The organism is Saccharopolyspora sp. NPDC045941, from assembly GCF_056431445.1.
In genome coordinates, this window is the sequence record NZ_JBWKKU010000009.1 from 167,645 (window position 1) to 193,585 (window position 25,941).

Here is a 25,941-nt window from a genome sequence, read left to right on the forward strand (position 1 = left end):
ACCACACGGGCCGACCGTGTCGGCTGTCTCACATTCTGATCAACACCGCCGACGGCGACCAATCCAGGCCGACCCGGATCCGCCCGCGCCAGGCGACGCGTCGCGGCGCAGGCTGTGGGCATGAGTAGCCCTGTGTCAACCCGAGTCCTCCTCAACCGCACCTCAGGGGAACGTGACGCAAACCAGCCACAAGAAGCTGCGAAACGCGAGACCGAGCTGGACTCAGCCACAACTGTGAAACGCGGAGAGGCGGAACTGACATGAGCGAAACTTCCGAGCGCTACCGCGCGCTGGCCACCGAGTTCACCCGCCGCGTCGAGGCGGTGCCCGCCGGGGGGTGGTCGGCGCAGTCCCCGTGCGAGGGCTGGACCGCGTTGGACGTCCTGCGCCACGTCGTCGACGTGCACCGCGACATCCCCAACTGGGCCGGGGAAGCGATCACCCTGGCGAAGGTCGTGGACGACGACCCGCTGGGTGCGTGGCTGGAGGCCCGCTACGCGGTCCAGGCGCTGCTCGACGATCCGCAACGGGCGGGCCGCGAGTACGAAGGGATGTTCGGGCGCACCACTGCCGAGGCGACGATCGACAGGTTCCTCTGCTTCGACCTGCTCGTGCACGGGTGGGACATCGCCAGGGCCACCGGGCAGGACGAGGCGCTGCCGGCGGACGAGGTCACCCGGGTTTTCGCCGATGCCCGCGCCCTCGGCGACAACATCCGGCACAAGAGCGTCTGCGGTCCCGAGGTGCCCATCGCCGAGAGCGCACCCGAGCAGGACCGCATGCTCGCATTCCTCGGCCGCAATCCGTGACCGGCGCCCCCGGGTGGCGGTTCGGTGCGAACCGCCACCCGGCGGGCCTCAGTCGGCCGTTGCCGCGGGCGTCGCGTGGAGGGCCTTGCTCAGGTCCTCCACGGTGAGCTCGATCTGCCACTCGCGGGCGCCCTTGTCGCGCAGCAGCTCCGTCACGACGGTGACGCTGCGGTCTTCCGGCGGAATCCAGCAGGTCCGCCGGACCAGGTCGGGGAGCAGCAGGTTCTCCACCGGCAGGTGGTGGCGCTCGGCGATCTTCGACAACGCCGAACGCGCCGCGGACAGCCGCGCGGCGGCGTCGGGATCCCGATCGCTCCACCGGTTGGTCGGAGGCGGCCCGTCGTGCGGCGAAGCCGGTGCCGGCAGCTCGTCGTTCTCCAGCCGGCGTGCCGCCCGCAGCGCCTGCAGCCACAGCGACGCCCGGCGCCGCTGCTGCCGCCCGCCGAACACCGGCAGGGCGACCAGGTCGGCCTCGGTCTTCGGATTGGCCTGCGCGGCTTGCACGATCGAGGAGTCCGGCAGCACGCGGCCCGGCGCGAGATCGCGGTCCCGGGCGACGGTGTCGCGGGCTTCCCACAGCGCTCGAACGGCGGCGAGCTGCCGGGGACTGCGCAGCCGGTGAATCCCGGACGTGCGGCGCCACGGTTCGGCTCGCGGCGGTGCAGGTGCGGCGTTGCGGACCGCCTCGAACTCCTGGTGCGCCCAGTCCAGCTTCCCCTGCCGCTCCAGCTCGTCGCGCATCGCGTCGCGCAGGGCGATCAGCAGTTCCACGTCGAGGGCGGCGTACACCAGCCAGTCCTGGGGGAGCGGTCGGCGGGACCAGTCCGCCGCGCTGTGCCCCTTCTCCAGCCGGTAGCCCAGCATGCGTTCCACGAGCGTGCCCAGTGAGACCCGTTCGAACCCGGCGAGCCGGCCGGCCAGCTCGGTGTCGAACAACCGCGCCGGTCGAAGGTTGAGCTCGGCCAGGCACGGCAGGTCCTGGGACGCCGCGTGCAGCACCCACTCCGTGTCTTCCAGCGCCGGCGGCAGCGGATCGAGCGCACCGTCCAGCGCGATCGGGTCCACGAGCACGGTCCCGGCACCCTCTCGGCGGAGTTGCACCAGGTAAGCGCGTTGCGAGTAGCGATAACCCGAAGCGCGCTCCGTGTCCACGGCGACCGGTCCGGTCCCCGCGGCGAGTGCTGTCGCGGCGGCTTTCAACGCGGCAGGTGTGTCCACCACCGGCGGCACGCCGTCGGTGGGTTCGGTCAACAACACCGGTTCCGGGCGGTCGGACCCGACGGTCTCGGGGCTTGCAGCTTCCACGGCTATCAGACCTTACGTGCTTCGGCCCGCGCCGTGGGGCTACTCCACCCGAGCTCGTCGGGTCGACCGCACCGGTGCAGGTGCGTCAGCGTCCGGTCACCGGATCACGCCGGCCCGCATGGCCAGCGCGACCATCTGCGCCCGGTCGCCGGTGCCCAGCTTGCGCCCTATCCGCGACAGGTGGCTCTTCACCGTGAGCGCGGACAGGTTCAGCGCCTCGCCGATCTCCTTGTTGGAACGGCCGTCGGCCACCAACTGGAGCACCTCGACCTCGCGCCCGGACAGCTCGCGAGGCGTGTTGTCCGTTCCCGGCACGCGGGTACCGGCGGCAAGCACCGGCGCCACGCTGGGATCGGCGTACACGCCGCCATCGAGCACGCGGCGCACGCCGTCGGTGACCACCATGGGCGAGGCCGACTTCAGCAGGTACGCCTGCGCACCTGCCTGGAAGGCGGCCCGGACCGCATACGGGTCATCGGACGAAGCGAGCACCACGATCCGTGGCCAGCCCTGGCTCCGGAGTTCGGTTACCAGCTCGATGCCGGTCCCGTCCGGGAGTCCGAGATCGAGAATTGCGAGGTCGCACGGACCGGTCGCCAGGGCGCGAGCCCTGGCTTCGGCCATGGATGCGGCCTCGTGCACCGTGCCGGCGCCCATCTGCAGCAACCGGGCGGCGATTGCCTCCCGGAGCAGCGGATGGTCGTCCACCACGAGCACCGTGAACAGCTCTTCCCGCGGGTGCGGGACCATGTTGGCCGGCAAAGCGCCGGCGGGCGTGGTTCGAGCGGCCTGACCTAAGCCGACGGCAGCCACGTCACTACCTCCCTGGAGTCGGTCGTGCCCCCCGACCGGCACCGGGACTCTCGACCAATCAGCCGCGCCACTGATCGACCGAAAGTGGTGTCGTCGGGGGCAGCGTAACCGCCCAAGCGGGTCAGCGGGACGATCAATCGGGTATCTATCCCGATCGAGTTGTTACCGGAACATGATCGCATCGCTCTTTTGGGTGACTATGAGCTATCTCCGTAACGTCGGAGCGTGGCCAAGCGACGTAACATGAACGCGGATTGTGAATAATTTGCGCAATCAACTGTTTCGGCGGCCTCGCAGGGTCTTCGCGAAAGGAAATCGCGCATCGGCGTGTCGGCCGCCACGGAAACAGGACCGGTTGCGCCGAACCTTACGCGCCGGAGTCGGCCGACACAGCCGGTGATCGGGCGATCTCGCGATCAGTCGCGATGCGCCGTCCCGGACCGCCCGCCGAGCATCGAGACGCCTTCCGGCGGCAGGCCCGCCGCGCTCGCCATCAACTCGTGAAACGCCGCCGCGTGCGGCGCCAGCTCCGCGTCGGTGGCCGTCCACGAACCGCGCAACTCCAGATCGTGGCTGCGGGCCGGGCCCGCGATGTCGCCGAAGCGGGCCGACGAGGTCAGCGTGACCGTGCCGCCCAGGGCGGTCCAGGACGCGCCGGAATCCTCCAGCGCATCGGTCAGCCACGACCAGCCGACCGCCGGCAGCAGCGGATCGGTGGCCAGTTCCGGATCGAGTTCGGCCCGCAGGTAGACGACGAGCCGCAGCACGCCCGCCCACGCCTCCTGGCCTTCCGGGTCGTAGAGCAGCACCAAGCGGGCGGTGGCCAGCTCACCGGCCGGGCCGTTCGCCTCCGCTGCGAGCGCATGAGCCCAAGGAGCGAGGCGCTTGGGCGGCCCCACCTCGGTCAGCTCTATCTCCGCTCGCGGACGCGAAGACGTCAACGCGGCAACCGCCTGCCGGAAAACCTCGGGCGCCACCGGCATCTCCGTCACGCCGCAGACTGTATGCGGCCGGGTGCGGGCGGTTGCGGAGGCACGCCGAACGGGGATGAAGACGCTTCGCGGTCGGCCTCGGAGTCGTCCTCGGCGGGGCGCCGAGGCAGGGGAAAGGGGCGGGCGGGTGCGTGCGAAGATTGCCGCGTAAGCCCGGTCGGCCCGCCGTGGCGCCGTCCCCGGGACGCCTTTCGACCTACGGACAGCGACCTCGATGACGAACTCCGCGAACCCCGCGCCGGCGTCGGCCCGCCGGAACCTGGCCGACGCCCCCCTGCTGGTTGCCGCCCGCGGCGGCACCCCCCGGCACACCCCGGTCTGGTTCATGCGGCAGGCGGGTCGTTCGCTGCCCGAGTACCGCAAGCTCCGCGAGGGCGTGCCGATGCTGCAGGCGTGCCTGACGCCGGAACTGGTCAGCGAGATCACCCTGCAGCCGGTGCGCCGGCACGGGGTCGACGCCGCGATCCTGTTCAGCGACATCGTGCTGCCCCTGTACGCCGCGGGTGTCGGGCTGGACATCGTCGCGGGCACCGGCCCCGTCGTGTCGAACCCGGTGCGCACCCCGGCCGACGTCGCGGCGCTGCCGACGCTGGATGCGGCGCAGGTCGCGCCGGTGGCCGACGCGATCGGGCTGCTGGTGCGCGAGCTGGGGCAGACGCCGCTGATCGGGTTCGCCGGCGCGCCGTTCACGCTGGCGTCCTACCTGGTGGAGGGCGGCCCGAGCCGCAACCACGAGCGCACCAAGGCGCTGATGCACTCCGACCCGAAGACCTGGCACGCCCTGCTGGACCGGCTGGCCGACACCACGCTGGAGTTCCTGAAGGTGCAGCTGGCGGCCGGGGTGGACGCGATCCAGCTCTTCGACTCCTGGGCCGGGGCCCTGTCGCTGCGCGACTACCGCGAATTCGTGCTGCCGCACAGCCGGCGGATCTTCGCCGCCGTCGCCGAGATCGCGGACGTGCCGAAGATCCACTTCGGGGTGGGCACCGGCGAGCTGCTCGGCGCGATGCGCTCCGCTGGAGCCGACGTCGTCGGCGTGGACTGGCGGGTGCCGCTGGACGAGGCCGCGGCGCGGCTGCGCGCGGCGGAGCCGGATGCCGCCGCGCCGGTGGTGCAGGGCAACCTCGACCCGGCGCTGCTCTTCGCCGGATGGGACGCGGTCGAACGCGACGTGCACCGGATCCTCGGCGAGGGCAAGGCGGCCGGTGGCCACATCTTCAACCTCGGCCACGGCGTGCTGCCCAGCACGGACCCCGAGGTGCTCACCCGCGTCGTCGAGCTGGTGCACACCGCGAGCAAGCAGCAGTGATGACGCGCCGGGTCGCAGTCGTCGGCGGCGGCATCGCCGGCCTCGTCGCCGCCTACCGGCTCCGCCGCGAGCTGGGGCCGGACGTCGAGATCGTGCTCTTCGAGCAGGGCGAGCGGCTCGGCGGCAAGCTCCGCACCGTCGAGCTCGCCGGCTGCCGCTACGACGTCGGGGCGGAGGCGTTCCTCGACCGGCGTCCGGAAGTCCGGCAGCTGGCCGAGGAGCTCGGTGTGCCCGAGGAGGTCGTGCACCCGGGCGCGGTGTCCGCGACGGTGCGCGCCGGAGGCCGGACCTGCCGGTTGCCCGGCGGAACCGTGATGGGTGTCCCGGCTTCGCCGGAGGCGGTGCGGGACGTGCTTTCCCCGGCGGGAGTGGCCGCGGTCCGGGCGGAGGCGGAACTGCCGCCGGTCCGGCTCGGCGGCGCCGACATCTCGGTGGGTGAGCTGCTGCGCGGGCGGATGGGTGACGAGGTCGTCGACCGCCTGGTCGAACCGCTGCTCGGCGGCGTCTACGCGGGCGATGCCGACCGGCTCGGCCTGCGGGCCACGATCCCGGCGCTGGCCGCAGCGATCGACGCCGGAGCGGAGTCGATCACCGCTGCCGCGGCGGCGGCGCTGCCCGCGCCGAAACCGGCGGATGCGCCGAAGCCGCCGGTGTTCGGCGCGTTCCGCTACGGCTACCGGGAGCTGGTCGACCGGCTGCTGATCGCCGCCGGCGCCGAGGTGCGGATCGGACTCCCGGTGCGGCAGCTGGCGCGGGCGGAGCAGGGCTGGCGCCTGGAGATCGGCGCCGCGCCCAGCCCGGAGTTCCTGGACGTCGACGCCGTGGTGCTCGCGGTGCCCGCTCCGGCGGCTCGGCGGCTCCTCGGTGACGTCGTTCCGGCGGCGGCCGCGAAGCTGGCCGAGGTGGAGCTGTCCTCCTCGATCGTGGTCGGGCTCGCCCTGCCGCCCGACACGCGGCTGCCAGAGGCGTCGGGCGTGCTGATCGCGCGCGGCGAGCAGCACGCGGACGGAACCCCGTTCACCGCCAAGGCATTCACCTTCTCCAGCAAGAAGTGGCCGCACCTGCGCGGCGCCGAGGGCGAGCTGCTGGTGCGCGGCTCGGTCGGGCGGTTCGGCGAGACCGCCGAGTTGCGGCTGGACGACGCCGAAGTGCTGCGCCGGGTCCTGGCCGACTTCGCGGAGCTGACCGGGATCTCCACGGCTCCGGTGGACTCCGTCGTGACGCGCTGGGGCGGCGGGCTGCCGCAGTACGGCGTGGGACACCTCGACCTGGTCGCCGACGTCGAGCGCGCCGTGGCCGAGGTGCCGGGGCTGGCGATCGCGGGCGCCGCGCTGCACGGGGTCGGCGTTCCGGCGTGCATCGCCACCGGGACCGCGGCAGCGACCGATATCACGCGGGACCTGCTGCAGGCCGGTCGCCGCGAGGTGGGAGCATGAACGCATGGCGCGGCTGAACTACAACGAGCTCAACGACACCATTCGCTACACCATGTGGTCGGTCTTCCGGATCGAGCAGGGCACGCTGCCCGAAGACCGGGCCAAGGCCGCGCAGCAGACCCAGGAGTACCTGGACTCGCTGGCCGAGACCGGCGTCGTGGTTCGCGGCGTCTACGACGTCTCCGGGCTGCGCGCCGACGCGGACTTCATGATCTGGTGGCACGCCGAGCGGATCGAGGAAGTGCAGGCGGCCTACACCGGGTTCCGCCGGGAGACCCCGCTGGGGCAGGCGTCCGAGCCCGTGTGGAGCAACGTCGCGCTGCACCGCCCGGCCGAGTTCAACAAGAGCCACATCCCGGCGTTCCTGGCGGGCGAGGAGCCGCGCAAGTACATCTGCGTGTACCCGTTCGTGCGCTCCTACGAGTGGTACCTGCTGCCGGACGACGAGCGCCGCACGATGCTGGCCGACCACGGCAAGGAAGCTCGCGACTACCCGGACGTCCGGGCGAACACGGTGGCGTCCTTCGCGCTGGGCGACTACGAGTGGATCCTGGCCTTCGAGGCCGACGAGCTGCACCGGATCGTGGACCTGATGCGCCACCTGCGCGGCACCGAGGCCCGTCTGCACGTCCGCGAGGAGATCCCGTTCTACACCGGTCACCGCGTCGACGTCCCCGACCTGGTCACCCGCCTCCCCTGAGCGGGTACAAGGCCGTCAGGCTAGCGCGATAGTAGCGCTGTCGCGCTACTATCGCGCTATGGCGACCATCCAGATCCGGGACATCCCGGAAGAGGCTTACGAGACGATCCGCAAACGAGCGCGATCCGCTGGGATGTCGCTGCAGACGTACATGCGTGACGAGGTCGTGCGCATGGCATCGCGGCGAACGAAGGAAGAAGCGCTCGCGGCTGTCGAGGCAGCACTCGCTCGCGATCGCGGTACCGGAGTGACCGTCGAAAGCATCCTCGCGGCAAAGGATGCTGATCGGCGGTGACGGAATTCGTCGTAGACGCCTCGACTCTCGTGTTGGCAACCACCGTCGTGTCGGACGAGGCCCGCCAGCTGCGGCATCAGCTGCTGCAGAGCGAGTGCCATGCACCGCACCATGTCGACGCCGAGGTCGGGAACGTGCTCAGAAGGCAGGAGTTGGGCGGGCAGATCGAAGAGGACGCCGCGACGACTGCGCTCCTGGCGATGAAGCACTTGATCGACCACCGCTATCCGCACGTAGGCCCGCTCAGCCAAGCCGCGTGGGAATTGCGTGGTGCCATCACGTTCTACGATGCGCTCTACGTGGCGCTGGCTGCTGGTCTGGATGTGCCACTGCTGACCGCCGATGCGAGGCTGTCCCGCGCGCCGAAGCTTCCGTGCAAGGTCGAAGTCGTCGTGTGACCTCACTCCGCCGGGGTCAGGCGGACGGCGATCGAGTTGATGCAGTAGCGCTGGTCGGTGGGGGTCGGGTAGCCCTCGCCCTCGAACACGTGGCCCAGGTGGCCGTGGCAGGACGCGCACAGGACCTCGACGCGCACCATGCCGAGCGACCGGTCCTCGCGGAGGATCACCGCGTCGCTGTCGGTCGGGTCGTAGAACGACGGCCAACCGCAGTGCGATTCGAACTTGGTGTCGCTGCGGAACAATTCGGCCCCGCAGCCGCGGCACTCGTAGACCCCGACCGTCTTGGTGTCGACGTACTCGCCCTGCCAGGCCGGCTCGGTGGCGGCTTGGCGCAGCACCGCGTACTCGTTCGGGCTGAGCTGCTCCCGCCACTCCTGATCGGATTTGGTGACCTTCGGGGTTCCTGCGACCGGATCCATGCCTCCACGCTAATCCGTGCGAAGATCAACTGCATCGGCGCGGTCTCAGATCGAGTCGAACGCCACCACGGCCGACTTCGCCCCTCTGGTCCCGGCCAACTGCTGGGCCTCGGTTTCCACCTCCTCGCGGACGGCGGCGCTCAGGGCGCGGAAGCCCGTCGCGTCCACCTGGAGCTTGCTGCCGGCCTTCCTCCCTCGCCAGGTGCCGATGATCTCGCCGTCGGCGAGCAGGGCCCCGGGAGAGCCGACCGCCCGCCAGAGGACCTTTCGGTGCGCGGGATCCGGCAGCAGCTCCGCGCGATCCCGGGCTTGCAGGTACGGGTCGCCGGTCGGCAGCAGCCGCACGCCCCGTGGTGACGGCGGCGAGTCGAGCGCCGCGACCGCGTCCGGCGCGAACCACGACTGCTTCCCGGCGACCGAGACCTCGACGAGGTCCGTCGGCCAGACCGGCCGCAGCGCGGTGGCGCTGGTGCCGAGGAGCGCGGCGACGTCGGCGACCGAGCCCGGGCCGAGCAGGCGCAGCACGTCTTTGATCAGGGCGTCGGTCCGGGCGGGCTGCTGCGGGACGTGCCACTTCGGGGCCGCCGTGATCCGCAGCCGCCCCGATGCGCGGACGAGCCGGATGCCCGCTGCCAGCCCGGATTGCAGGTACAGCGAGTAGAAGACGTGGGTCGATTCGCATCCCTTGCACCATGCCGAGGCTTCTGGGACGTCGCGGGTGACCGCCGCGCTCAGCGTGCCCCGGTCCGTCGGTTCGAGCGAGTGCTCGCGCATCGCCGCGACCGTTTTGCCGAACACCGCGAGCGGGGCGTCGACCGACTTCATGACCGGCATCCGGGCCACCACGTCCGCGTCCGACATCGGGTAGAGCCGGCCGGCCAGCTCCGCGAGGTCCGCGACGCGGTGCAGGTGCGCGCTGCCGCGCACCGACCAGGCGAGGACCACCGAGTCCGGGAGTTCCGCTCAGGGGATCCGCGTGCGCACCGACTGCAGCGCCGAGCCCGCCGGGGTGTCCGGCACGCCGAGCGGCAGCACTCCGAGGTTCTCGACGGCGCCTGCGGACCGGTCCAACTGCTGGACGGCGTGCCGGTAGGCCAGGACTCGTTCGCGGTCGGTCTCGATCACGGGTACCCCGATTCGACGGCAGGCGTCGAGCATGCCCCACGGCCCCGACAGATCAGCCGAGGAAGGTGCCGAACACGAACGAGACGGCGTTCCAGACCGTGAACAGCACGCCGAACAGGATCAGCAGGACCACCGCGACGGCCATCAGCCTCCGGTGACCGTTCGCCCGGTTCACGCTCTGCGCGAAGTCGTCCACGCCGCGCAGCATGCCCTCCACGGTGGCCTCGGAGTTCGGCCGCTGCATCCGGTCGCGATGCTCAGCGAAGGCCTGCACCTCGGGATCCTCCGGGTCGAGCCCGTGCAGGTCATCACCGAGGCGCTCGGTCTCCTCATCCCGGTCGCCGCGCTCCACGGCCCCACCGTAGCGCCTCACCACGGCGCCGTCGGGCGGCTGTTCGCGATCCGTGCCGCGTTCGGACGAGTCGGCCACCGAGCCAGCCCTCCGCCACACGGCCCACATCGTCCACAGTGGTCGGTGCTCTTCAGATGCAGGGGGCGCGCGCTCGTGGCGGACGGGCGAGCGAGGAGGCCGCTCCGCGTCCCGTCGCCGGACATGATCCAGTCCGCGATGCGTTGGTCGGCCGGGCTCGCCAAGGCCTTCGCGATCCGGCACTGGTGTGGCACCACGGCGAATCCGTCGCTGGGCACCGCGATCTGACAGGCATCCGGTCTCGTACACGTGGAGGCTCCTCCCGGCTTGCGGAATCAATCGCTCGCCGGGAAAACGCCGTGGAGCGCCCGCACGTGAGCTGCCGTGCCCGCCGTTCACCAGATCGGATGATGGAGAGCGCGTGCCCCCAGCCGAATCCCGACCCGGCCCAGGGGCGGTGGTTACATTCGCCGCGCTCCACACCGGACTCGGGAGGCGATGATGAGCGACCAGCCCGCGGAGGCCAACGGCCCGTTCCTGCCCGAGCTGGAGGTGGTTCCCCCGGAACGGCAGCGGCGCTGGACCGTCCTATTGCGACTGCTGCTGTTGATCCCGCACTTCATCGTGCTCTGGCTGCTGTCCATCGCCGCCGCCGTCGCGGTGATCGTCGGCTGGTTCGCCGCGCTGTTCCTGGGGCGGCTGCCGGACTGGATCGCCGGGTTCCTGAGCCTGTTCGTCGGCTACCAGGCCAGGGTGGTGGCGTCGAACATGCTGCTCGTCGACAAGTACCCGCCGTTCCTGGTGCCCGAGCAGGACTACCCGGTGCAGGCCGACATCCGGCCCGGCGAGCTGAACCGGTGGGCGGTGCTCTTCCGGATCATCCTGGTGATCCCGGCCGCGATCGTGAGCGCGATCGCCACCCAGGGCTTCGGCATGCTGGCGTTCTTCATCTGGCTGATCGTGCTGGTCCTGGGCCGCAACCCGCGACCGGTCTTCGACGCCTCCGCGGCGGTGCTGCGCTACAGCTACCGCACGAACGCCTACTTCTACCTGTTGACCGGCGCCTACCCGAAGAAGCTGTTCGGCGACGCGCGCGCGGAGGAGAACCCGCCGCGCCAGTCGCCGGGCACCCGCCCGCTGGTGATGTCCCAGGGCGGCCGGGTCCTGCTGATCGTGTTCATCGTGCTCGGCGTGATCGGCTCGGTCACCAACGGCGTCGTGCAATCGCAGTACGAGCCGCCGAACCACCAGGACTACTACTACGGCCGATGACGTCCCGCAGTTTCAGTGAGGTTTTCCAACCTCGTTTTGCGTGGCGGTGCGGGTAGCGGAACCTCAGAGGCTTCCTGGTCTGTGGGTGCCCCTCCTGATGTATGTCCGATACACGGCGGAGGGGCCGTCCTCGCCCAGGAGTGCCCCAGGGGCACGGGCGCAGTGAACCCGCGGCGGTGCCGGTGTCGTAGGTGGGCTATGCGCCTGCGGCGCATGCGGCACCTCATCGACGTGTGGCTTTACGACCCGCGGCTGCGGGCCGACCAGGATGAAAAACGCTCATTGAAACCGCGGGCCAACGTGCGGCTGGATCAGATCGCGGCTTCGGTCCAGGCCCGGTCGAGGATCTCCGCGACGGTCTGCTCCGGGGTCTGGTCGGAGGTGTCCAGCCACAGGCCGATGCGCGGCGTCTGCTCGTGCAGCACGGCGTTCAGCTCCGCGATCGCCCAGCCGTCGTACGCGGTCTTGCCGCGACCCGCCTCGCGCTCCGCGATCGCCGTGGTCGACGGCGCGAGGACGACCACGAGCAGCGGCCGGCTGCCGATGTTCTCGGCCATCTCCGCCAGGTGCTCGCCCAGGACCACGTCCTGCGCGACGACGGTGAACCCCGCCGCGAAGTACGAGTCCGCGGCCTGCGCGGTCAACCGGTGGCGCAACCGCAACTGGCGCAGTGCCTCGTCGGACGGCGGCGCGGACATCTCCTCGCGGCCGCCGACCACCATCCGGCGGAACGCATCGCCGCGCAGGTGCACCGAGCGCGGGAGCTTTTCGGCGACTCCCTGGGCGATGGTGGACTTCCCGGCGGCCTGGATGCCGGTGATCAGCAGGACGGCCTGGTGGTGCTCGTCGGACACGTTTCCTCCTCGTGCGAGGAGTGGATCTTCCCACCCGGTCGGCGCAGTCGTCATGCGCATTTCGCACCCGGTTACAGATCGCTATGCGTTCATGTGTCCTGTTCAGCGGGTTGGCCCAACGCGTTTCCCTCGCCCGGCGGTGTCTCGGTTGCTCCGTCGGCGAGCACCATCGCAACCGTTGGTATTCGTCACGACGCGGGAGGCCAAGATGGTCCGCACCGAAGCCGAACGTGCACCGGAAGCCCAGGGTGGCTGCAGCTGTTGCGGCAGCTGCAGCGGTCCTTCCTGCGGCTGCTGCTCCAGCTGCGGCTGAGCCGCCGGGGGGTCTGTCCGGGGTGTTGCGGGATCACCCCGGGCAGGCCATGCCTTCCGTCGGCACGGTGCCCTGCACCAGGAACCGGCTGACCGCCTCGGTGATGCACGGCGACTTGCCGATGGCCCCGTGCCCGGCGCCCTGCCAGCGCAGCAGCACCCCGGTCGGCATCTGCTCGGCCATGTGATCGGTGCCCAGACCCAGCAGCTGCGGGTCGTTCGCGGTGCTGATCACCGGGATCGGCGGCAGGTCCGGGCGGCGCGGCGAGGGCAGCGGCTGCTGCGGGACCGGCCACGACCCGCACCACACCAGCCGCTGAGCGGCGGCACCGCCGAACAGCGGGAACCGGTTCACCCAGTCCAGCGCGAGCTCGCCGGTGCGTTGCGGCGGCACGCGCACCGTCGTGTCGTTGCAGCTGGTGATCAGGTCACCGTCCAGCCACGGCGGGTTGACGCCCTGGTCGGCGACCAGCGGCGCGCTGATCGAGGCGAGACCGGCGCCGTCGCCGCGACCGGCCGCGGCCAGCGCATCGGCGAGAGCGGGCCAGGTGGCCCGATCGGAAAGACCCAGCAGGATCGCCTGCACCACCCGGCCGGCTCCGACCGAGGTGCCCGGCGCCGGTAGCGGCGTGCCGCGGGTCCCCTCGACCAGATCGCCGACCGCCTTGCGCGGCTCGGGGCCCAGCGGGCAGCCGCGGCTGACGCAGTCGGCGGCGAACACGTCGAAGGCCTGCTCCGCGCTCTGCGCCTGCGATTCCGCTTGGCCGATGGCGTCGCGGGTCGGGTCCGGTGCGCCGTCGAGCACCAGCCGGCCGACCGATCCGGGGAAGCGCTCCGCGAAGGTCGTCAGCAGGCGCGCCGCTTCGCCGCGCCCGATCGCGTGCAGTCGCGGCACGCCCAGCTCCAGGCGGAGTTCTTCCAGGTCGGAAGCCGCTCGCCAGGTGTCGTAGGCCTGCAGCCGCTCGTCGAGGTCGAGCAGGCATTCCTGGCTCGCCGACAGCACCGATTCGAGCAGCCGGTCCAGCGCGGCGCGGTCGGTGGCGCGCGGGTCGAAGCCGACGATCGCATCGCGCTGCGCGGGCGGCACGCAGTCGGCCGGATCGGATTCGCCGGTGCCGCGCCGGTCCATCCCGATGATGTCGAAGGTGTTGCGCAGTTCCGCCGGCAGCTGCGTGGCCAGCCGGGCCGCGTAGGTCGTGCCCGGCTCGCCGCCGACGTCGCCCAGCACCACCAGCGGGACGTGGCCGGAACCGGCGCGGATCAGCGAGATGCGCGCGGTGCCGCGTTCCGGGGCTTCCGGGGCGTCGAGCGTGCTGATCAGCCGCGAGCAGGAGAACGTCATGCCCGCTGGCAGACCGCCGAGTTCCGTGCGCGTCTGCTCGGTGCAGTCCTCCCAGCTCTGCGCGTCGTCGCCGGGGGAGCCCAGCGGCGGGACGGGGGCCGGTTTCGGCGGCTGCGGCGCGGGGACGACCTGCTGCTCGCCGTCGTGGTAGGCGACCGCGGGCCGGTTCGACGGTCCGGCCGAACAGGCGGCGACCACCAGCAGCAGCAACGGCAGTAGTGCGGCCCCGACCCGGTGAGTGGTGCGCGGCACGGGTACTCCTAGTCGGCAGGCGCGGTGGTCGCTGGACCGGGTCAGCATCGCATGATCCGGGTGAGGCCCCGGTGAGGGCCCTGACAATCGGGTGACGGTCGCGGCCGGTTGCGGGATAACGTGCGGCGGTAAGCGGTTGGCGGAGGCAGAGGAGCATCGTGCACGTCGCGCAGGTCGGCTCGGGGGCATCGTCGAACAGGCGGTCGCTGTTCAGCGTGGAGCAGGTCTCCGCGCGCGCACTCGGGGCGATCCCGCCGCCGATGCTCGTGCTGCTGGGCGTGATCAGCCTGCAGGTCGGCGCCGCGTTCGCCAAGCAGCTGTTCACCACGGCCGGGGCGTCCGGCGTGGTGGCGCTGCGGTTGACCTTCGCCGCGGTGATCCTGCTGGCGGTGTGGCGGCCGTCGCTGCGCATGGACCGCAAAACGCTGGCGGTGGTGGCCGGCTACGGCGCGGTGCTCGCCGGCATGAACGTCTGCATCTACCAGGCGTTCGAACGGATTCCGCTCGGCGCGGCGGTCACCATCGAGTTCCTCGGCCCGCTGACCGTGGCGGTGATCGGCTCCCGCCGCAAGCTGGACATCGTCTGGGCGGTGCTGGCCGGCACCGGCGTGGTGCTGCTGGCCCGGGTGGAGGGCGGCCTCGACTGGGTCGGGGTCGCCTTCGCGCTGATGGCCGGCGCGCTGTGGGCCGGCTACATCCTGGTCGGCGCGAAGCTCGGCAGCCGGACCAGCGGCGGATCCGGGCTGGCCCTGGGCATGGCGTTCGGCGCGCTGGTGGCGGCGCCGTTCGGCATCGCCGAGGCCGGGACTGCGCTGTTGCACCCGGCGGTGCTCATCGCCGGGCTGGTGGTCGCGCTGATGTCCTCGGTGGTGCCGTACTCGCTGGAGCTGGAGGCGCTGCGCCGGATGCCGCCGCGGGTGTTCGGCGTGCTGATGAGCCTGGAGCCCGCGGTGGCGGCGCTGGCCGGGCTGCTGGTGCTGGGCGAGATGCTGGGCGGCTGGCAGTGGGTCGCCATCGGGTGCGTCGTCGTCGCCTCGGTCGGTTCGGTCGGCGCGACGAAGGACCGCGACGGGAAGCCCGACGAGGCGGGCCCCAGGGACACCGGCGCCAACTGACCCCGGCCCGGCGAGGTCAGATGGACGGCATCCGCATGGGGCGGAGGGCGCGCATCAGGGTCAGGAGGGTCCGGTTGAGCGGGACGGGGAGGTCGTGCTCGTCCGCCGCGCGCACCAGCGCTCCGGTGATGTGCTCGTGCTCGGTCGGCAGGCCGGCCAGCCGGTCGTAGAGCATCGACGTGCCGTTGGTCGGCGGGAACTTCTCGATGTAGTCCGAGAGCACCTTCTCGGCGTCGGCGTGGGTCAGCCGGGCGCCTTCGGCGCGGGCGACGTCGACGGCCTCGGCGAGCACGCCCTTGCTCAGGTCCAGGATGTCGGGCTCGCGCAGCACGTCGAGGCGGCGCAGGGTCAGCGCGGTGATCGGGTTCGGCGCCAGGTTCGTCAGCATCTTCCGCCACGCCGCGGTGCGGAAGTCCGACGTGGTCCGGGCGCTCAGGTCGTCGGTGGAGACCAGCTCGACGAAGCGCTCGCCGATCTCGCCGGCCTCGACCTGCATGGTGGCGGGGCCGCGGCGGACCACGTGCCCGGGCCGGACCCGCTCGGCGGCCACGTAGATCAGCGCGGGCAGCACCTGGGCCTGCAGACCCAGCCCGGCGATCGATTCGCGGTGCTCGACGCCGTTCTGCACCACCACGACCGGGGCTCGCCCGTCGTCCAGCTTCCGCAGCCAGCCGGCCGCGCTCGCCGCGTCCTGGACCTTCGTCGTCAGCAGGACCCAGTCGTACTCGCCGAGCGCGCCGGGCTCGGTCACCACCGAGACCGGGATCTCGCCGGTGCGGCCCGGGGTTTCCAGCGTCAGCCGGTCGAACGGGGTCCGGACGCACATCGTTACCTGGTGCCCGGCGGAATGCGCAGCTTCCGCGAGAACCCCACCGATACCGCCCGAACCGATCACCGCGATGCGTTGTGCTGCCACGGGTCGTGACATTACCCGTCGACGCGGGCTCCCCGGTCGACATCGCCATCGAGCACTGCTTCGAGGTCGTACCGCGTGGGCTCGTCGAGCTGGTCGTAGCGGCAGGACACGGGGTCGCGGTCGGGGCGCCACCGCACGAACTGCGTGGTGTGCCGGAACCGGCCCGGGTGGGCGCCTTCGGTGTGGTCGTAGGAGACCTCGACGACGCGTTCCGGGCGCAGCGGCACCCACGGCTGCTCGGTGCTGCTCCAGCGGTTCACCGACCCGGGCAGCCGCCGCCCGTCCGCCGCGTCGGGCCCGAGCCACGGGTGCTCCCCGTCGGTGATCAGCTCGGCGAGCTCGGCGGCCAGCGCGCGTCGCTGCGCGGCCGGGAAGGCGCCGACGACGCCGACGTGGTGCAGCACGTCCCGGTCGTCGTACAGCCCGAGCTGCAGGGAACCCACCGCGGTGCCGGGTTCGGTCTTGGCGTGCCAGCGCAGCCCGGCGACGACGCAGTCCGCGGTGCGGGAGTGCTTGATCTTGAACATGGTCCGCTTGCCCGGCACGTACTCGCCGTTGGTGGGCTTGGCGATCACGCCGTCCAGCCCCGCGCCCTCGAACACCCGGAACCACTCCGCCGCGGTGTCCGGATCGTCGGTGACCGGCGTGGTGCGCAGCCCATCGTGGTCCAGGCCGAGACCGGCGAGCAGCTCGCGGCGCTCGGTCTGCGGCGCGGCCGTGAGGTCCCGGTCGTCCAGCGCCAGCAGGTCGAAGGCGATGAAGGTGGCCGGCGTCTTCTCGGCGAGCACCTTGACCCGGCTGGCGGCCGGGTGGATGCGCTCGCCCAGCGCGTCCCAGTCCAGCCGGTCGCCGACCTCGTCGCGCCGGATCACCACGAGCTCGCCGTCCAGCACCGCGGGCCGGTCGAGGTGTTCGGCGACGGTCCGCAGGACCTCGGGGAAGTACCGGTTGAGCGGGCGGCCGGTGCGGGACTGCAGCAGCACCGGCTGCTCGGCCTGCGGATCGGCGAACACCAGGCACCGGAAGCCGTCCCACTTCGGTTCGAACAGCAGGCCGCCCTGCCGGGAGATGCCCTCGACCGGGCTGGCCAGCATCGGCTTCACCGGCGGTTGCAGTGGGAGCACCGGGTCCTCCTTGGTCGGTCAGTGGACGCGTTGGCGAGGCGCGCGGTCCAGCTGCAGTCGGATCGCCGTGGGCAACGTATCCATTCCCAGCGATTCGCGAGCGCGGGAAAGCACTTTCTCGTCGAGTTCTTCCCAAACGTGGCGCACGTTGGTGCCTTCCTGCAACGACAGCGTGAGCCGCAGCGCCGGACGCTGCTCGCTGCCCGCCATCCGGACCCGCGCCCGCTTGACCCCGGTGACCCGCTCGGCGTCGGCGCGCACGGCTTCGGTCAGCGCCGCACTCGTCACCGCCAGGCTGCCGTTGCCGCGCTCCAGGACGAGGGACGGCCGCGGCTCCGGGCGCAGGGCCCGCACCACCCACCACAGGCCGAGCACGAACAGCACGATGCCGAGCACGATCGCCACCGCGATCGCCGCCTGCGAGTTGTCCCGCAGCCACTGCACCAGGAGCGGGTCGGCCAGCGGCCGTTGCGCGCGGAAGACGCCCAGCCAACCGGTGCCGACGAGGAGCGCGATCACGCCGGCGACCAGCGCCAGCAACCCGAGCGCGATGACCACGCCGCGCTCGAAGGACAGCCCGCGCGCGACCGGCGTCGTGCTCGGTTTGATCTCCTGCCTCGTCATCGCTGCTCCTTCGGCGCGGTCACCGACACCAGCACCTTCGGGGTGCTGCGCAGCGGCAGGTCCTGCACGGCGTGCTCGGCGGTCTCGGTCAGCCGGGCGCGCAGGTCACCGGGTTCCCGGAACTGCGCGGTCGCCTTCACCTGGACCCGCTTCGAGCCCACGGTGACCGAGGCGACCGCGACGCCGTCCTGGCCGCGCACCTGGTGCCCGACCAGCCGGGCCAGCGATCGCCGGTCAGTGGTCACGGTGACCTCCGGCGCCGGGTCGTGCAGCCGGATGTCCTTGGTCCCGGCGTTGATCGCGATGAGCACCAAGAGCACGCCCACCACCGCGACCACCGCCGCCGTCGCGAGGACCTGGGGGTCCTGCCAGGACAGCGAGCTCAGTCCGATGTGGACCTGCTGCCAGGGCACGATGAGGCCGCCGGTGCCGGGCCGCGCCAGGACCCACACCGCCTCGATCGCCAGGAGTGCGCCGCCGGCCGCGACGGCCAGGCCCAGCAGCGTGGTGATCAGGCGTACCAACAGGCGCATGGCTCACTCCACTCGCGGCGGCACGTCGGCGGGGACGAGGGCGGATACGGTCACGTCCACGGTGCGGACCCGGAACTCGGTGAGGCGCTGGAGCTCCGACCCGATCTGCTCCCGCATGGACTCCACGGTTTCGCGCACGGGCAACGGGTAGCGCAGCGCGACGTCGAGCCGGATCCGCAGCGCGTCGTCCGGACCGGACACCTGCGCCGCGGCACCCTGCCTGCCCCCGCCGAGGCGGTGGCGCCGCCGGGCGCTGCCGGGGTCCTGATCGGCGGTGTGCTCGGCGATCTTGCGCAGCACCGTGCGGCTGATCTGCAACCGGCCCCGCTCGGCCGGATCGTCGTCGCGGCCGGGTTCTCCGGCCGCGGCCGGTCCGGTGGTTGCCGTCATCGGTCCCGGCCCCGGCCCAGGATGTCGCCGATCTCCAGCTCCCCGTCCAGGACCCGGCCGATCACCAGGCCGACGGCGCCGACCGCCAGCGCGATCAGGAAGCCGGTGAAGCCGGCGACCGCCGCAGCGGTGCCGAGGATGAGGCCGGCGAGCAAGCCCGTCTGCGTCGCGTTCATGGGTGCAACCCTCCTGCTGAGGAACTGACTTGGATGGTCACCGGACTCGTGGTGGCCGGTTGCGGCGGGCCCGGCGGGCTCTGATCCGGTGCAGCAGCCCGCGAATCCCGCGCGGCCGGTGCACCACGACGATCGGTGCGTCGTAGCGGTCGCGCGGCCGGTGGCACCGGAGTTCGGCGAGACCGGCGGCGAAGACCTCCGGGTCACCACCGACGTCCGGGTGGTTGGCCCGGACGAAAGCGCGGATCGCCGCCCGCGTGGTGGCCGATTCGTGCTGCACAGGCACCATCATGCGCCTCCCCGCGGCTCGTCGGTGATCACGTCGGCCACGGTGATGTCCACCGGGACGTCGCCGAGCGCTTCGGCCAGCGCGCCGCGGATCTCGCCGAGGATCTCCGGCAGCGGCCGGTCCAGGCGCAGCACGACGCCGATCTCCGCGGCGCCCGACTCGGGCAACCGCACCCCGACGATCTTGCGGCCGGGCAGGTACGACGCGATCTCGCCGAACTGCCCGCCGTGCAGCCGGACCACCGAGGGGTGGGCGAGCACCCGATCGGCCAGCTCACCGGCGGAAACCTGTTCCGGCATGTCGAAGTCGCCCTCCACGAAAGCGATCGGTCTTCTGGTTTGTTCTTTGTCTTCGAAGCGGCGGAGCCGCTTAGCTCACCTTCGCAACCGGCACCGCTCACGGTGCTCATGCGGGGACACCCCGCACCCCGAGCTTCTCGCGAGGACAGCCCCGGCGCCGCGTATTGGTCGTGCACAAGCCGGGGATCCCGGAGCCGAGAAGGGCGCAGCAACTCCCGCAGGGGGGCCGCTACCCGCACCGCTACGCAAACCGTTTCCTCTCGGGTGCTACTCGACGCGGGACGTGGTCTGCTGGCCGGCTTCCTCGCCGTCCTCGTCGGGCAGGTGGATGTCGTTGACCGCGATGTTGACCTCGATGACCTCCAGCCCGGTCATCCGCTCCACCGCGGTGATCACGTTGCGCCGCACCGCCCGCGCGAGGTCCACGATGGACGCCCCGTACTCCACGACGAGGTCCAGGTCCACCGCGGCCTGCTTCTCGCCGACCTCCACCTGGACGCCCGAGGTGGAGGAGGTCCCGCTGCCGCCCGGGATCCGGTCCCGGATGGCGCCGAAGGCCCGGGACACGCCGCCGCCCATCGCGTAGACGCCGGAGATCTCGCGGGCCGCGATGCCGGCGATCTTCTGCACCACGGACGCGGCGATGGTGGTCTTGCCCTGGGCGGTCTCGTCGGCCAGGCGGGCGGGCGCGGTGCCGGACCGGGTCTCCGGGATTCGCCGGCCCTCGTCGCTGCGCTCGGTCTTGGCCTGCGCGTTCTGCGGGCTCCCGCTGTTCTGTGCCATGGAAATCCAGCTCCTTCCCGGTTTCGCCGATGCCGCGTGGGCTCGGCTGGGCTTGTAGGTGGTCTGATGCATCCGCTCGACGTGATCTTCCGCGACTGTGAGCCACACCACTCATTGTGACGATGCGGTCACCCGGCTCTCGGCGGCTCGACGTCGACCACCCGCACCCACACCTGCGGCGCGCCCGCGCCGAGTGCCTCGCCCAGCGCGGCGGTCAGCTCGCGGTGGATCGCGTCGGCCAGCTCCGGGGCGGGCAGCGGGTAGCGGACCGCGAGGTCCACCCGCACCTCGTCGACGTCGCCGACGCAGCCGCGCAGGTGCACACCCTGCCGCTCGGCGAGGAGCCCCAGGCACAGCCGCCGCGTCAGCAGCACCACCGCCTGCGGGGAGACGCGCAGCTTGCCGCCCTCCTGGGCGAGCTCCACCGGCGCCGCGCCGCGGCCGCCCCGCACCCCGCGCACCGCCATCAGCGTGCGCTCCACCAGCCCGTGCGGCGGCTCGATCGGCAGGTGCGCGGTTCGCCGCACCGGCGCCCAGTCGGAGTCCAGCTCGGCGAGCCTGGCCTGGCAGTCCTGGCAGGTCGGGATGTGCTTGGCGAGTTCCGGCGGGGCGCTGTCGGCGAGGAAGTCCAGCAGCATGCCGTCGGTGCGGCCGCACGGCAGCGCGCGGTCCGGATCGAAGGAGCGGTCATCCATCGCGCATCTCCTTCAGCCTGGCGAGCAGAACTGCCCGCGCCCGGTGCAGCCGGGACCGCAGCGCGGCCGCCGGCACGTCGAGCATCTCGGCGATCTCCTCGTAGCTCAGCCCCTCCAGTTCGCGGAGCACCAGCGGGATGCGCTGGGAGGGTTCGAGGGTTGCGATCGCGCGGTGCACGCGGGCCGCGTCCTCGGTGCGGACGACGTGGCCCTCAGGATCGACCGCGATGCGGTCGGAGATCAAATCGGCGGTCGGTCCCAGCGGGACGGTCGGCTTGCGGCGGCGCAGGGTGGCCAGGGCCGCGTTGGTGACCACCCGGAACAGCCAGGTGGTCGGCGCCGATTCGCCGCGGAAGCGCTGCAGCGACCGCCAGGCGGACACCCACGCCTCCTGGACGGCGTCCTCGGCCTCGGCGGAGTCCCCGAGGATGCGGTACGCGACCCGGTACATCTTGGCGGTGTGGCGGCGGACCAACGCGTCGAACGCCGTCGCGTCGCCGCGCTGGGCGGCAGCCACCAGGGCTTCGTCCGCGCTCGCCCCAACTGTCACGGACGCATTCTCGCGTAACGCAGCAGTAGCAGCGATTCCACGTGCAGAGCGGACTGCAGGTGCATCCGCCGAGGCGCCTCGACACCGGCCCCCGCCGCGATCCTGCCTGCGTCGCCGCTGGTCAGCAGCGGTGACAGGGTGAGGCACAGCTCGTCGACGAGGTCCTCGTCGACGAGGCTGCCGAACAGCGTCGGGCCGCCTTCGCATCCGATGCGGCGCAGCCCCCGCGCGTTCAGCGCGTCCAGCGCCGCGTGCAGATCCACCCGTTCGTCGCCGGCGACGACGACGTCGGCACCCGCGTCGGCGAGCGCGGTGCGCCGCGACTGCGGGGCGGCGTCGCAGGTGAGCACGATCGGCGGCACCAGGGTGTCGGTGAGCAGCGGCGACTCCGGCGGCAGCGAAGCGTGCGCGGTGACCAGCGCGATCGGCGGCACGGCGGACAGGCCGAGCCGTTCCCGGCGCTCGGCGCGGACCTCGTTGCGCTTCACGCCGCGATAGCCCTCGGCCAGCGCCGTGCCGACGCCCACCAGCACGACGTCGGAGAGGTCGCGGATCAGCCCGAGGACCCGCTGGTCGACCGGCGCGGACAACCCGCGCGAGCTGCCCCGGACGGTCACCGCGCCGTCGAGGCTGGAGACGAAGTTCACCCGCACCCAGGGCCGTTCCAGCCGCTCGGGGTAGGCGTAGAACCCCTCGAGTTGGTCGTCCACCTGCTGCGCGCCGTCGACCGGCCAGAGCTTGTCCACCACGGGTCAATCCCACCACGCGAGCCGGTCCGGCGGGTGAGCAGGAGCACGCGCCCGCACGGCCGGGAATGCCCCGTTCGGTTATAAGGTCTGCGCATGAGTTCTCCCCGTCTGGTCGACCGCCGTCCCGAGATGACACCGGACGAGCTGGTCCAGGCGATGACGCCACCGCCCATGTTCGACGCGGTGCGCTTCGACACCTACATCCCGAACCCGGACGAGCCGAGCCAGGAGCAGGCGGTCCGGGACTGCTCGGCGTTCGCCGACCGGATCAACGCCGCCGCCGGTGGCGGGTCCTGGCTACGCGGGGTGTTCGGCCGGAAGAAGAACGACGACGGCAAGCGGGGGCTCTACCTGGACGGCGGGTTCGGCGTCGGCAAGACGCACCTGCTCGCGTCGCTGTGGCACGCCGTCGAGGGGCAGAAGTCCTACGGCACGTTCGTCGAGGTCACCAGCCTGGTGGGGGTGCTCGGCTTCGCCGAGACCGTCGAGCGGCTCTCGAATCACCGGCTGCTGGCCATCGACGAGTTCGAACTGGACGACCCGGGCGACACGATGCTGGTCACCCAGCTGATCGCGAAGCTCACCGACGCGGGCGTGCACATCGCCGCGACCTCCAACACGCTGCCCGACAAGCTGGGTGAGGGCCGGTTCGCCGCGGCGGACTTCCTGCGCGAGATCCACGCGATGTCCGCGCGCTTCGGCGTGGTGCGGGTCGACGGCCCGGACTACCGGCACCGCGGGCTGCCGGACGCGCCGCCGCCGATGAGCGAGGACGACCTGTCCCGGCTCGCGGAGGCCACCGACGGCTCGACGCTGGACGACTTCGACGAGCTGTGCGACTACCTGGCCGGGCTGCACGCCTCGAAGTACGGCCGCCTGGTCGACGGGATCACCGCGGTGCACCTCAGCGGGGTGCACGCGGCGCCGGACCAGGACGTCGCGCTGCGGCTGGTCGCGCTCGCGGACCGCCTCTACGACCGAGCGATCCCGGTGCGGGTCTCCGGTGAAGCGCTGTCGGCGCTGTTCACCGACGAGATGCTGCAGGGCGGCTACCGGAAGAAGTACCTCCGCGCGATCAGCCGCCTCACCGCGCTCTCCCGGGACCTCGCCAAGTCCTGACCCAGGGCGAACGGTCCGTTCACTCCGCCTGGCGCGGCGAACGGACCGTTCACTCCTCTTCGGACGTCTCGGTCCCAGGTCAGCTGGTGAGGACCGCTTCGATCGCGTCGAGGCCGGTGTCGAGCTCGGCGCGGGTGATCACCAGCGGCGGTGCGATTCGCAGCGTCGTGTCCTGCGTTTCCTTGCACAGCACGCCGCGCTCGGCCAGCGCCTCGCTGACCTGGCGGCCCGTCGGCCCGCCTGCGGCGAGCTCCACGCCGGCCCACAGGCCGCGGCCTCGCACCTCGACCGCTCCGCGGCCGACGAGCTCGCCGAGCCGCGCGTGCAGGTGCGCTCCCAGCTCGCGCGAGCGCTCCTGGAACTCGCCGGTGCTCAGCATGCGCACCACGGCTCGGCCGACCGCGCAGGCCAGCGGGTTGCCGCCGAAGGTGGAGCCGTGCTGGCCGGGTTCGAGGACGCCGATGACGTCGTCGCGGCCGACCACCGCGGACACCGGCAGGATGCCGCCGCCGAGCGCCTTGCCGAGGGTGTAGAGGTCGGCGCGGATGCCGTCGTGCTCGCTGGCCAGCAGCTCGCCGGTGCGGGCGAGTCCGGACTGGATCTCGTCGGCGATCAGCAGCACGTCTTTGTCGTCGCAGAGCCTGCGCAGCCGGGGCAGGTAGTCGGCCGGCGGCACGATCACGCCCGCTTCGCCCTGGATGGGCTCGACCAGGACGGCCGCGGTGCGTTCGGTGATCGCGGCCTCGACCGCCGCGGCGTCGCCGTACTCGGTGACGATGAATCCCGGGGTGTACGGGCCGAATTCGTCGTGCGCGACCGGGTCGGTGGAGAACGACACGATGGTGGTCGTGCGGCCGTGGAAGTTGGATCCGGCCACGATGATCTCGGCCCGGTTCTCCGGCACGCCCTTGACCCGGTACGCCCACTTCCGGGCGATCTTGATGGCGGACTCGACGGCCTCCGCGCCGGAGTTCATCGGCAGCACCCGGTCGGTGCCGGTGAGCTCGGCGAGCTCGCGGCAGAACGGGCCGAGCTGGTCGTGGTGGAACGCGCGGCTGGTGAGCGTGACGCGGCCGAGCTGCTCGGTGGCGGCGGCGATCAGGTCGGGGTGGCGGTGCCCGAAGTTCAACGCCGAGTACCCGGCCAGGAAGTCCAGGTACTGCCGTCCGTCCACGTCGGTCATCCAGGCGCCGGACGCCTCGGCGATCACGACCGGCAGCGGGTGGTAGTTGTGCGCGCTGTACTGATCGTCGAGCGCGCGGTACCGCGCGGCTTGCGACGACGCTTCGAGGTGCGACGGAACGACAGTCATGGCCATTAGGTTATGTCGACGCCTGTGCAGATTTCATCCGCAAGGCGTTGCTTTGAGCAGCGATCTGTTGCGTGATGTCGGCGGAATGCGGAGGTTCGTTGTCTCGCCGGGGGAGTGGGGCGGGCTCTTGACATCATGTGTGCGGTGAGGTTTCCGCGGACGGGAAGGCGAGGCGCTGATGCCGGACAACGGGGAGTACCGGATCTACCTGGGGGCGTACACGGGAGCGGAATCGGCGGCCGACGGGATCCGGCTGGCGATCGCCGATCCCGGTGGGGTGCTGCGGTGCACCGAGAGCGTGGCCGAGGCGTTCGATCCGTCCTTCCTCGCGATGGCACCTGATGGGGCGACGCTGTTCGCGGTCAGCGAGCTGCGGGAGGGCCGGGTCATCGCCTTCGCGGTGCGCGCCGACGGCACGCTCGGCGAGATCAACTCCCAGCCGACGCTGGGCGCCGCGCCCTGCCACCTGAGCGTGCACCCGTCCGGCAAGTACCTGCTGACCGCCAACTACGAGTCGGGGAACCTCGTGGTGCACCCGATCGCCGAGGGCGGCGTGCTGCGCGAGCCGTGCCACGTCGTGCAGCACAGCGGCAGCGGGCCGAACCCGCAGCGCCAGGAGGGCCCGCACGCGCACCAGGTGCTGTCCGATCCGGCCGGCCGCCACGTGCTCGCCGTGGACCTGGGCACCGACTCGGTCTACGTCTACGACTTCGACGTGGAGAGCGGCCACCTGGCGCTCAAGCACGAGGTCCCGGTGCGGGCCGGTGCCGGTCCGCGGCACCTGGCGTTCCACCCGGACGGGGAACGCGCCTACGTGCTCAACGAGCTGGCGTCCTCGATCACCGAGTTCGGCTACGACCCGGCGACCGGGGCGCTGGAGCCGGGGCGGACGCTGTCGATGCTGCCGCCGGGCTACGGGCAGCCGAACCTGGCCGCCGAGGTCGTGGTGACGCCGGACGGCCGGTTCGTGCTCGGGTCGAACCGGGGCCACGACAGCATCGCGGTGTTCCGGGCGGACTCCAGCGACGGCGAGTTCCGGCTGGTCGACATCCGGCCGGCGGGAGTGGCGGAGCCCCGCCACATGGCGCTGTCGCCGGACGGCCGGGTGCTGTTCGTGGCGGGCCAGCGCAGCAACGACGTGCAGGCGTTCGGCATCGCGGAGAACGGCGACCTGACGCCGCTGAGCGAACCGGTGCCGACCCCGACCCCGGTCTGCGTCCTCCCGGCGAGGTGAAGGCATGTATCCGAACTTGCTTTGCGT

Annotated in this window: 32 protein-coding genes; 10 read left to right on the forward strand and 22 right to left on the reverse strand. The window is 71.8% G+C overall.

Going from position 1 to position 25,941, the window contains the following annotated elements:
• Positions 1-260: 260 nt before the first annotated feature.
• A complete protein-coding gene (locus AC07FN_RS10000) occupies positions 261-809 on the forward strand; it encodes a TIGR03086 family metal-binding protein (protein WP_478395294.1) in 549 nt (182 codons plus the stop codon).
• Between the two features lie 48 nt (positions 810-857).
• Here AC07FN_RS10000 and AC07FN_RS10005 read toward each other — a convergent pair whose 3' ends face one another.
• The 3 genes from AC07FN_RS10005 to AC07FN_RS10015 form a co-directional block, all read right to left on the reverse strand.
• Positions 858-2,120 carry an HRDC domain-containing protein gene (locus tag AC07FN_RS10005; RefSeq protein ID WP_478395337.1) on the reverse strand — a complete coding sequence of 421 codons (1,263 nt, stop codon included), beginning with the start codon at positions 2,118-2,120 and terminating at the stop codon, positions 858-860.
• A 90-nt stretch (positions 2,121-2,210) separates the two neighbouring features.
• Positions 2,211-2,927: a response regulator gene (locus tag AC07FN_RS10010; protein ID WP_093264979.1), complete on the reverse strand. Its 717-nt coding sequence runs from the start codon at positions 2,925-2,927 to the stop codon at positions 2,211-2,213.
• A 416-nt stretch (positions 2,928-3,343) separates the two neighbouring features.
• The gene (locus tag AC07FN_RS10015; protein WP_452612804.1) at positions 3,344-3,919 is read right to left on the reverse strand and encodes a DUF3000 domain-containing protein; all 576 of its coding nucleotides are present in this window, start codon (positions 3,917-3,919) and stop codon (positions 3,344-3,346) included.
• Between the two features lie 214 nt (positions 3,920-4,133).
• Between AC07FN_RS10015 and hemE the strand changes: the two genes are divergently transcribed.
• Genes hemE through AC07FN_RS10040 form a run of 5 tightly spaced genes read left to right on the forward strand, consistent with a single transcriptional unit; the run spans position 4,134 to position 8,057 of the window.
• A complete protein-coding gene (hemE, locus tag AC07FN_RS10020; protein ID WP_478395295.1) occupies positions 4,134-5,228 on the forward strand; it encodes a uroporphyrinogen decarboxylase in 1,095 nt (364 codons plus the stop codon).
• Complete coding sequence (gene hemG, locus AC07FN_RS10025) at positions 5,228-6,664, forward strand: protoporphyrinogen oxidase (protein ID WP_478395296.1); 1,437 nt, start codon at positions 5,228-5,230, stop codon at positions 6,662-6,664. Before hemE ends, hemG begins: the two co-directional genes overlap by 1 nt.
• A 4-nt stretch (positions 6,665-6,668) precedes the next feature.
• Positions 6,669-7,364 carry a hydrogen peroxide-dependent heme synthase gene (hemQ, locus tag AC07FN_RS10030; RefSeq protein WP_132493784.1) on the forward strand — a complete coding sequence of 232 codons (696 nt, stop codon included), beginning with the start codon at positions 6,669-6,671 and terminating at the stop codon, positions 7,362-7,364.
• 58 nt (positions 7,365-7,422) lie between these two features.
• Complete coding sequence (locus AC07FN_RS10035) at positions 7,423-7,659, forward strand: FitA-like ribbon-helix-helix domain-containing protein (RefSeq protein WP_452612801.1); 237 nt, start codon at positions 7,423-7,425, stop codon at positions 7,657-7,659.
• Positions 7,656-8,057, forward strand: coding sequence for a type II toxin-antitoxin system VapC family toxin (locus tag AC07FN_RS10040; RefSeq protein WP_478395297.1), 402 nt, complete (start codon positions 7,656-7,658; stop codon positions 8,055-8,057). Before AC07FN_RS10035 ends, AC07FN_RS10040 begins: the two co-directional genes overlap by 4 nt.
• A 2-nt stretch (positions 8,058-8,059) precedes the next feature.
• Here AC07FN_RS10040 and msrB read toward each other — a convergent pair whose 3' ends face one another.
• The 4 genes from msrB to AC07FN_RS10060 are packed head-to-tail and all read right to left on the reverse strand — an operon-like array spanning position 8,060 to position 10,034.
• The gene (gene msrB, locus AC07FN_RS10045; protein WP_478395298.1) at positions 8,060-8,479 is read right to left on the reverse strand and encodes a peptide-methionine (R)-S-oxide reductase MsrB; all 420 of its coding nucleotides are present in this window, start codon (positions 8,477-8,479) and stop codon (positions 8,060-8,062) included.
• Positions 8,480-8,524: 45 nt separating this feature from the next.
• Positions 8,525-9,424 (reverse strand): DNA glycosylase AlkZ-like family protein, encoded by a 900-nt coding sequence (locus tag AC07FN_RS10050; protein WP_478395299.1) that lies wholly within the window; start codon positions 9,422-9,424, stop codon positions 8,525-8,527.
• 18 nt (positions 9,425-9,442) lie between these two features.
• Positions 9,443-9,604, reverse strand: a complete 162-nt coding sequence (locus tag AC07FN_RS10055; protein WP_478395300.1) for a hypothetical protein — start codon at positions 9,602-9,604, stop codon at positions 9,443-9,445.
• 52 nt (positions 9,605-9,656) lie between these two features.
• Entirely contained in the window at positions 9,657-10,034 is a 378-nt protein-coding gene (locus tag AC07FN_RS10060; RefSeq protein ID WP_478395301.1) for a hypothetical protein, read from the reverse strand.
• Between the two features lie 441 nt (positions 10,035-10,475).
• Here AC07FN_RS10060 and AC07FN_RS10065 point away from each other — a divergent pair, with 441 nt between their 5' ends.
• Positions 10,476-11,246 carry a DUF4389 domain-containing protein gene (locus AC07FN_RS10065; protein ID WP_478395302.1) on the forward strand — a complete coding sequence of 257 codons (771 nt, stop codon included), beginning with the start codon at positions 10,476-10,478 and terminating at the stop codon, positions 11,244-11,246.
• 311 nt (positions 11,247-11,557) lie between these two features.
• Here AC07FN_RS10065 and AC07FN_RS10070 read toward each other — a convergent pair whose 3' ends face one another.
• On the reverse strand, positions 11,558-12,100 hold the full coding sequence (locus AC07FN_RS10070) for an AAA family ATPase (RefSeq protein WP_478395303.1): 543 nt from the start codon (positions 12,098-12,100) through the stop codon (positions 11,558-11,560).
• Positions 12,101-12,446: 346 nt separating this feature from the next.
• Positions 12,447-14,006 carry an alpha/beta hydrolase gene (locus AC07FN_RS10075; protein ID WP_478395304.1) on the reverse strand — a complete coding sequence of 520 codons (1,560 nt, stop codon included), beginning with the start codon at positions 14,004-14,006 and terminating at the stop codon, positions 12,447-12,449.
• Positions 14,007-14,164: 158 nt separating this feature from the next.
• Between AC07FN_RS10075 and AC07FN_RS10080 the strand changes: the two genes are divergently transcribed.
• Entirely contained in the window at positions 14,165-15,121 is a 957-nt protein-coding gene (locus tag AC07FN_RS10080) for an EamA family transporter (protein WP_478395305.1), read from the forward strand.
• A gap of 16 nt (positions 15,122-15,137) precedes the next feature.
• Here the strand turns inward: AC07FN_RS10080 and AC07FN_RS10085 are convergent, their stop codons facing one another.
• The 12 genes from AC07FN_RS10085 to AC07FN_RS10140 form a co-directional block, all read right to left on the reverse strand.
• Positions 15,138-16,037, reverse strand: coding sequence for a 2-dehydropantoate 2-reductase (locus AC07FN_RS10085; protein WP_397528398.1), 900 nt, complete (start codon positions 16,035-16,037; stop codon positions 15,138-15,140).
• A gap of 11 nt (positions 16,038-16,048) precedes the next feature.
• Entirely contained in the window at positions 16,049-17,161 is a 1,113-nt protein-coding gene (locus AC07FN_RS10090; RefSeq protein WP_478395306.1) for an ATP-dependent DNA ligase, read from the reverse strand.
• 18 nt (positions 17,162-17,179) lie between these two features.
• Positions 17,180-17,785: an alkaline shock response membrane anchor protein AmaP gene (gene amaP / locus AC07FN_RS10095; RefSeq protein WP_478395307.1), complete on the reverse strand. Its 606-nt coding sequence runs from the start codon at positions 17,783-17,785 to the stop codon at positions 17,180-17,182.
• On the reverse strand, positions 17,782-18,318 hold the full coding sequence (locus AC07FN_RS10100) for a DUF6286 domain-containing protein (RefSeq protein WP_478395308.1): 537 nt from the start codon (positions 18,316-18,318) through the stop codon (positions 17,782-17,784). Before AC07FN_RS10100 ends, amaP begins: the two co-directional genes overlap by 4 nt.
• Before the next feature lie 3 nt (positions 18,319-18,321).
• Positions 18,322-18,708 (reverse strand): Asp23/Gls24 family envelope stress response protein, encoded by a 387-nt coding sequence (locus AC07FN_RS10105; protein ID WP_478395309.1) that lies wholly within the window; start codon positions 18,706-18,708, stop codon positions 18,322-18,324.
• The gene (locus AC07FN_RS10110; RefSeq protein ID WP_093264953.1) at positions 18,705-18,884 is read right to left on the reverse strand and encodes a hypothetical protein; all 180 of its coding nucleotides are present in this window, start codon (positions 18,882-18,884) and stop codon (positions 18,705-18,707) included. Before AC07FN_RS10110 ends, AC07FN_RS10105 begins: the two co-directional genes overlap by 4 nt.
• A gap of 37 nt (positions 18,885-18,921) precedes the next feature.
• Positions 18,922-19,176, reverse strand: coding sequence for a hypothetical protein (locus AC07FN_RS10115; protein WP_478395310.1), 255 nt, complete (start codon positions 19,174-19,176; stop codon positions 18,922-18,924).
• Positions 19,173-19,472 carry a hypothetical protein gene (locus AC07FN_RS10120; protein ID WP_478395311.1) on the reverse strand — a complete coding sequence of 100 codons (300 nt, stop codon included), beginning with the start codon at positions 19,470-19,472 and terminating at the stop codon, positions 19,173-19,175. Before AC07FN_RS10120 ends, AC07FN_RS10115 begins: the two co-directional genes overlap by 4 nt.
• A gap of 267 nt (positions 19,473-19,739) precedes the next feature.
• On the reverse strand, positions 19,740-20,255 hold the full coding sequence (locus AC07FN_RS10125; protein WP_478395312.1) for an Asp23/Gls24 family envelope stress response protein: 516 nt from the start codon (positions 20,253-20,255) through the stop codon (positions 19,740-19,742).
• Between the two features lie 128 nt (positions 20,256-20,383).
• The gene (locus tag AC07FN_RS10130; protein ID WP_478395313.1) at positions 20,384-20,950 is read right to left on the reverse strand and encodes an Asp23/Gls24 family envelope stress response protein; all 567 of its coding nucleotides are present in this window, start codon (positions 20,948-20,950) and stop codon (positions 20,384-20,386) included.
• A complete protein-coding gene (locus AC07FN_RS10135; RefSeq protein ID WP_478395314.1) occupies positions 20,943-21,500 on the reverse strand; it encodes an RNA polymerase sigma factor in 558 nt (185 codons plus the stop codon). The genes AC07FN_RS10130 and AC07FN_RS10135 overlap by 8 nt, the downstream gene beginning before the upstream one ends.
• Positions 21,497-22,246 carry a pyrimidine reductase family protein gene (locus tag AC07FN_RS10140; RefSeq protein ID WP_478395338.1) on the reverse strand — a complete coding sequence of 250 codons (750 nt, stop codon included), beginning with the start codon at positions 22,244-22,246 and terminating at the stop codon, positions 21,497-21,499. The genes AC07FN_RS10135 and AC07FN_RS10140 overlap by 4 nt, the downstream gene beginning before the upstream one ends.
• Positions 22,247-22,342: 96 nt before the next feature.
• Between AC07FN_RS10140 and zapE the strand changes: the two genes are divergently transcribed.
• The gene (zapE, locus tag AC07FN_RS10145; RefSeq protein ID WP_478395315.1) at positions 22,343-23,368 is read left to right on the forward strand and encodes a cell division protein ZapE; all 1,026 of its coding nucleotides are present in this window, start codon (positions 22,343-22,345) and stop codon (positions 23,366-23,368) included.
• A gap of 79 nt (positions 23,369-23,447) precedes the next feature.
• Here zapE and rocD read toward each other — a convergent pair whose 3' ends face one another.
• Positions 23,448-24,680 (reverse strand): ornithine--oxo-acid transaminase, encoded by a 1,233-nt coding sequence (gene rocD, locus AC07FN_RS10150; RefSeq protein ID WP_478395316.1) that lies wholly within the window; start codon positions 24,678-24,680, stop codon positions 23,448-23,450.
• Between the two features lie 178 nt (positions 24,681-24,858).
• Here rocD and AC07FN_RS10155 point away from each other — a divergent pair, with 178 nt between their 5' ends.
• Positions 24,859-25,914 carry a lactonase family protein gene (locus tag AC07FN_RS10155; protein WP_478395317.1) on the forward strand — a complete coding sequence of 352 codons (1,056 nt, stop codon included), beginning with the start codon at positions 24,859-24,861 and terminating at the stop codon, positions 25,912-25,914.
• Positions 25,915-25,941 lie beyond the last annotated feature (27 nt).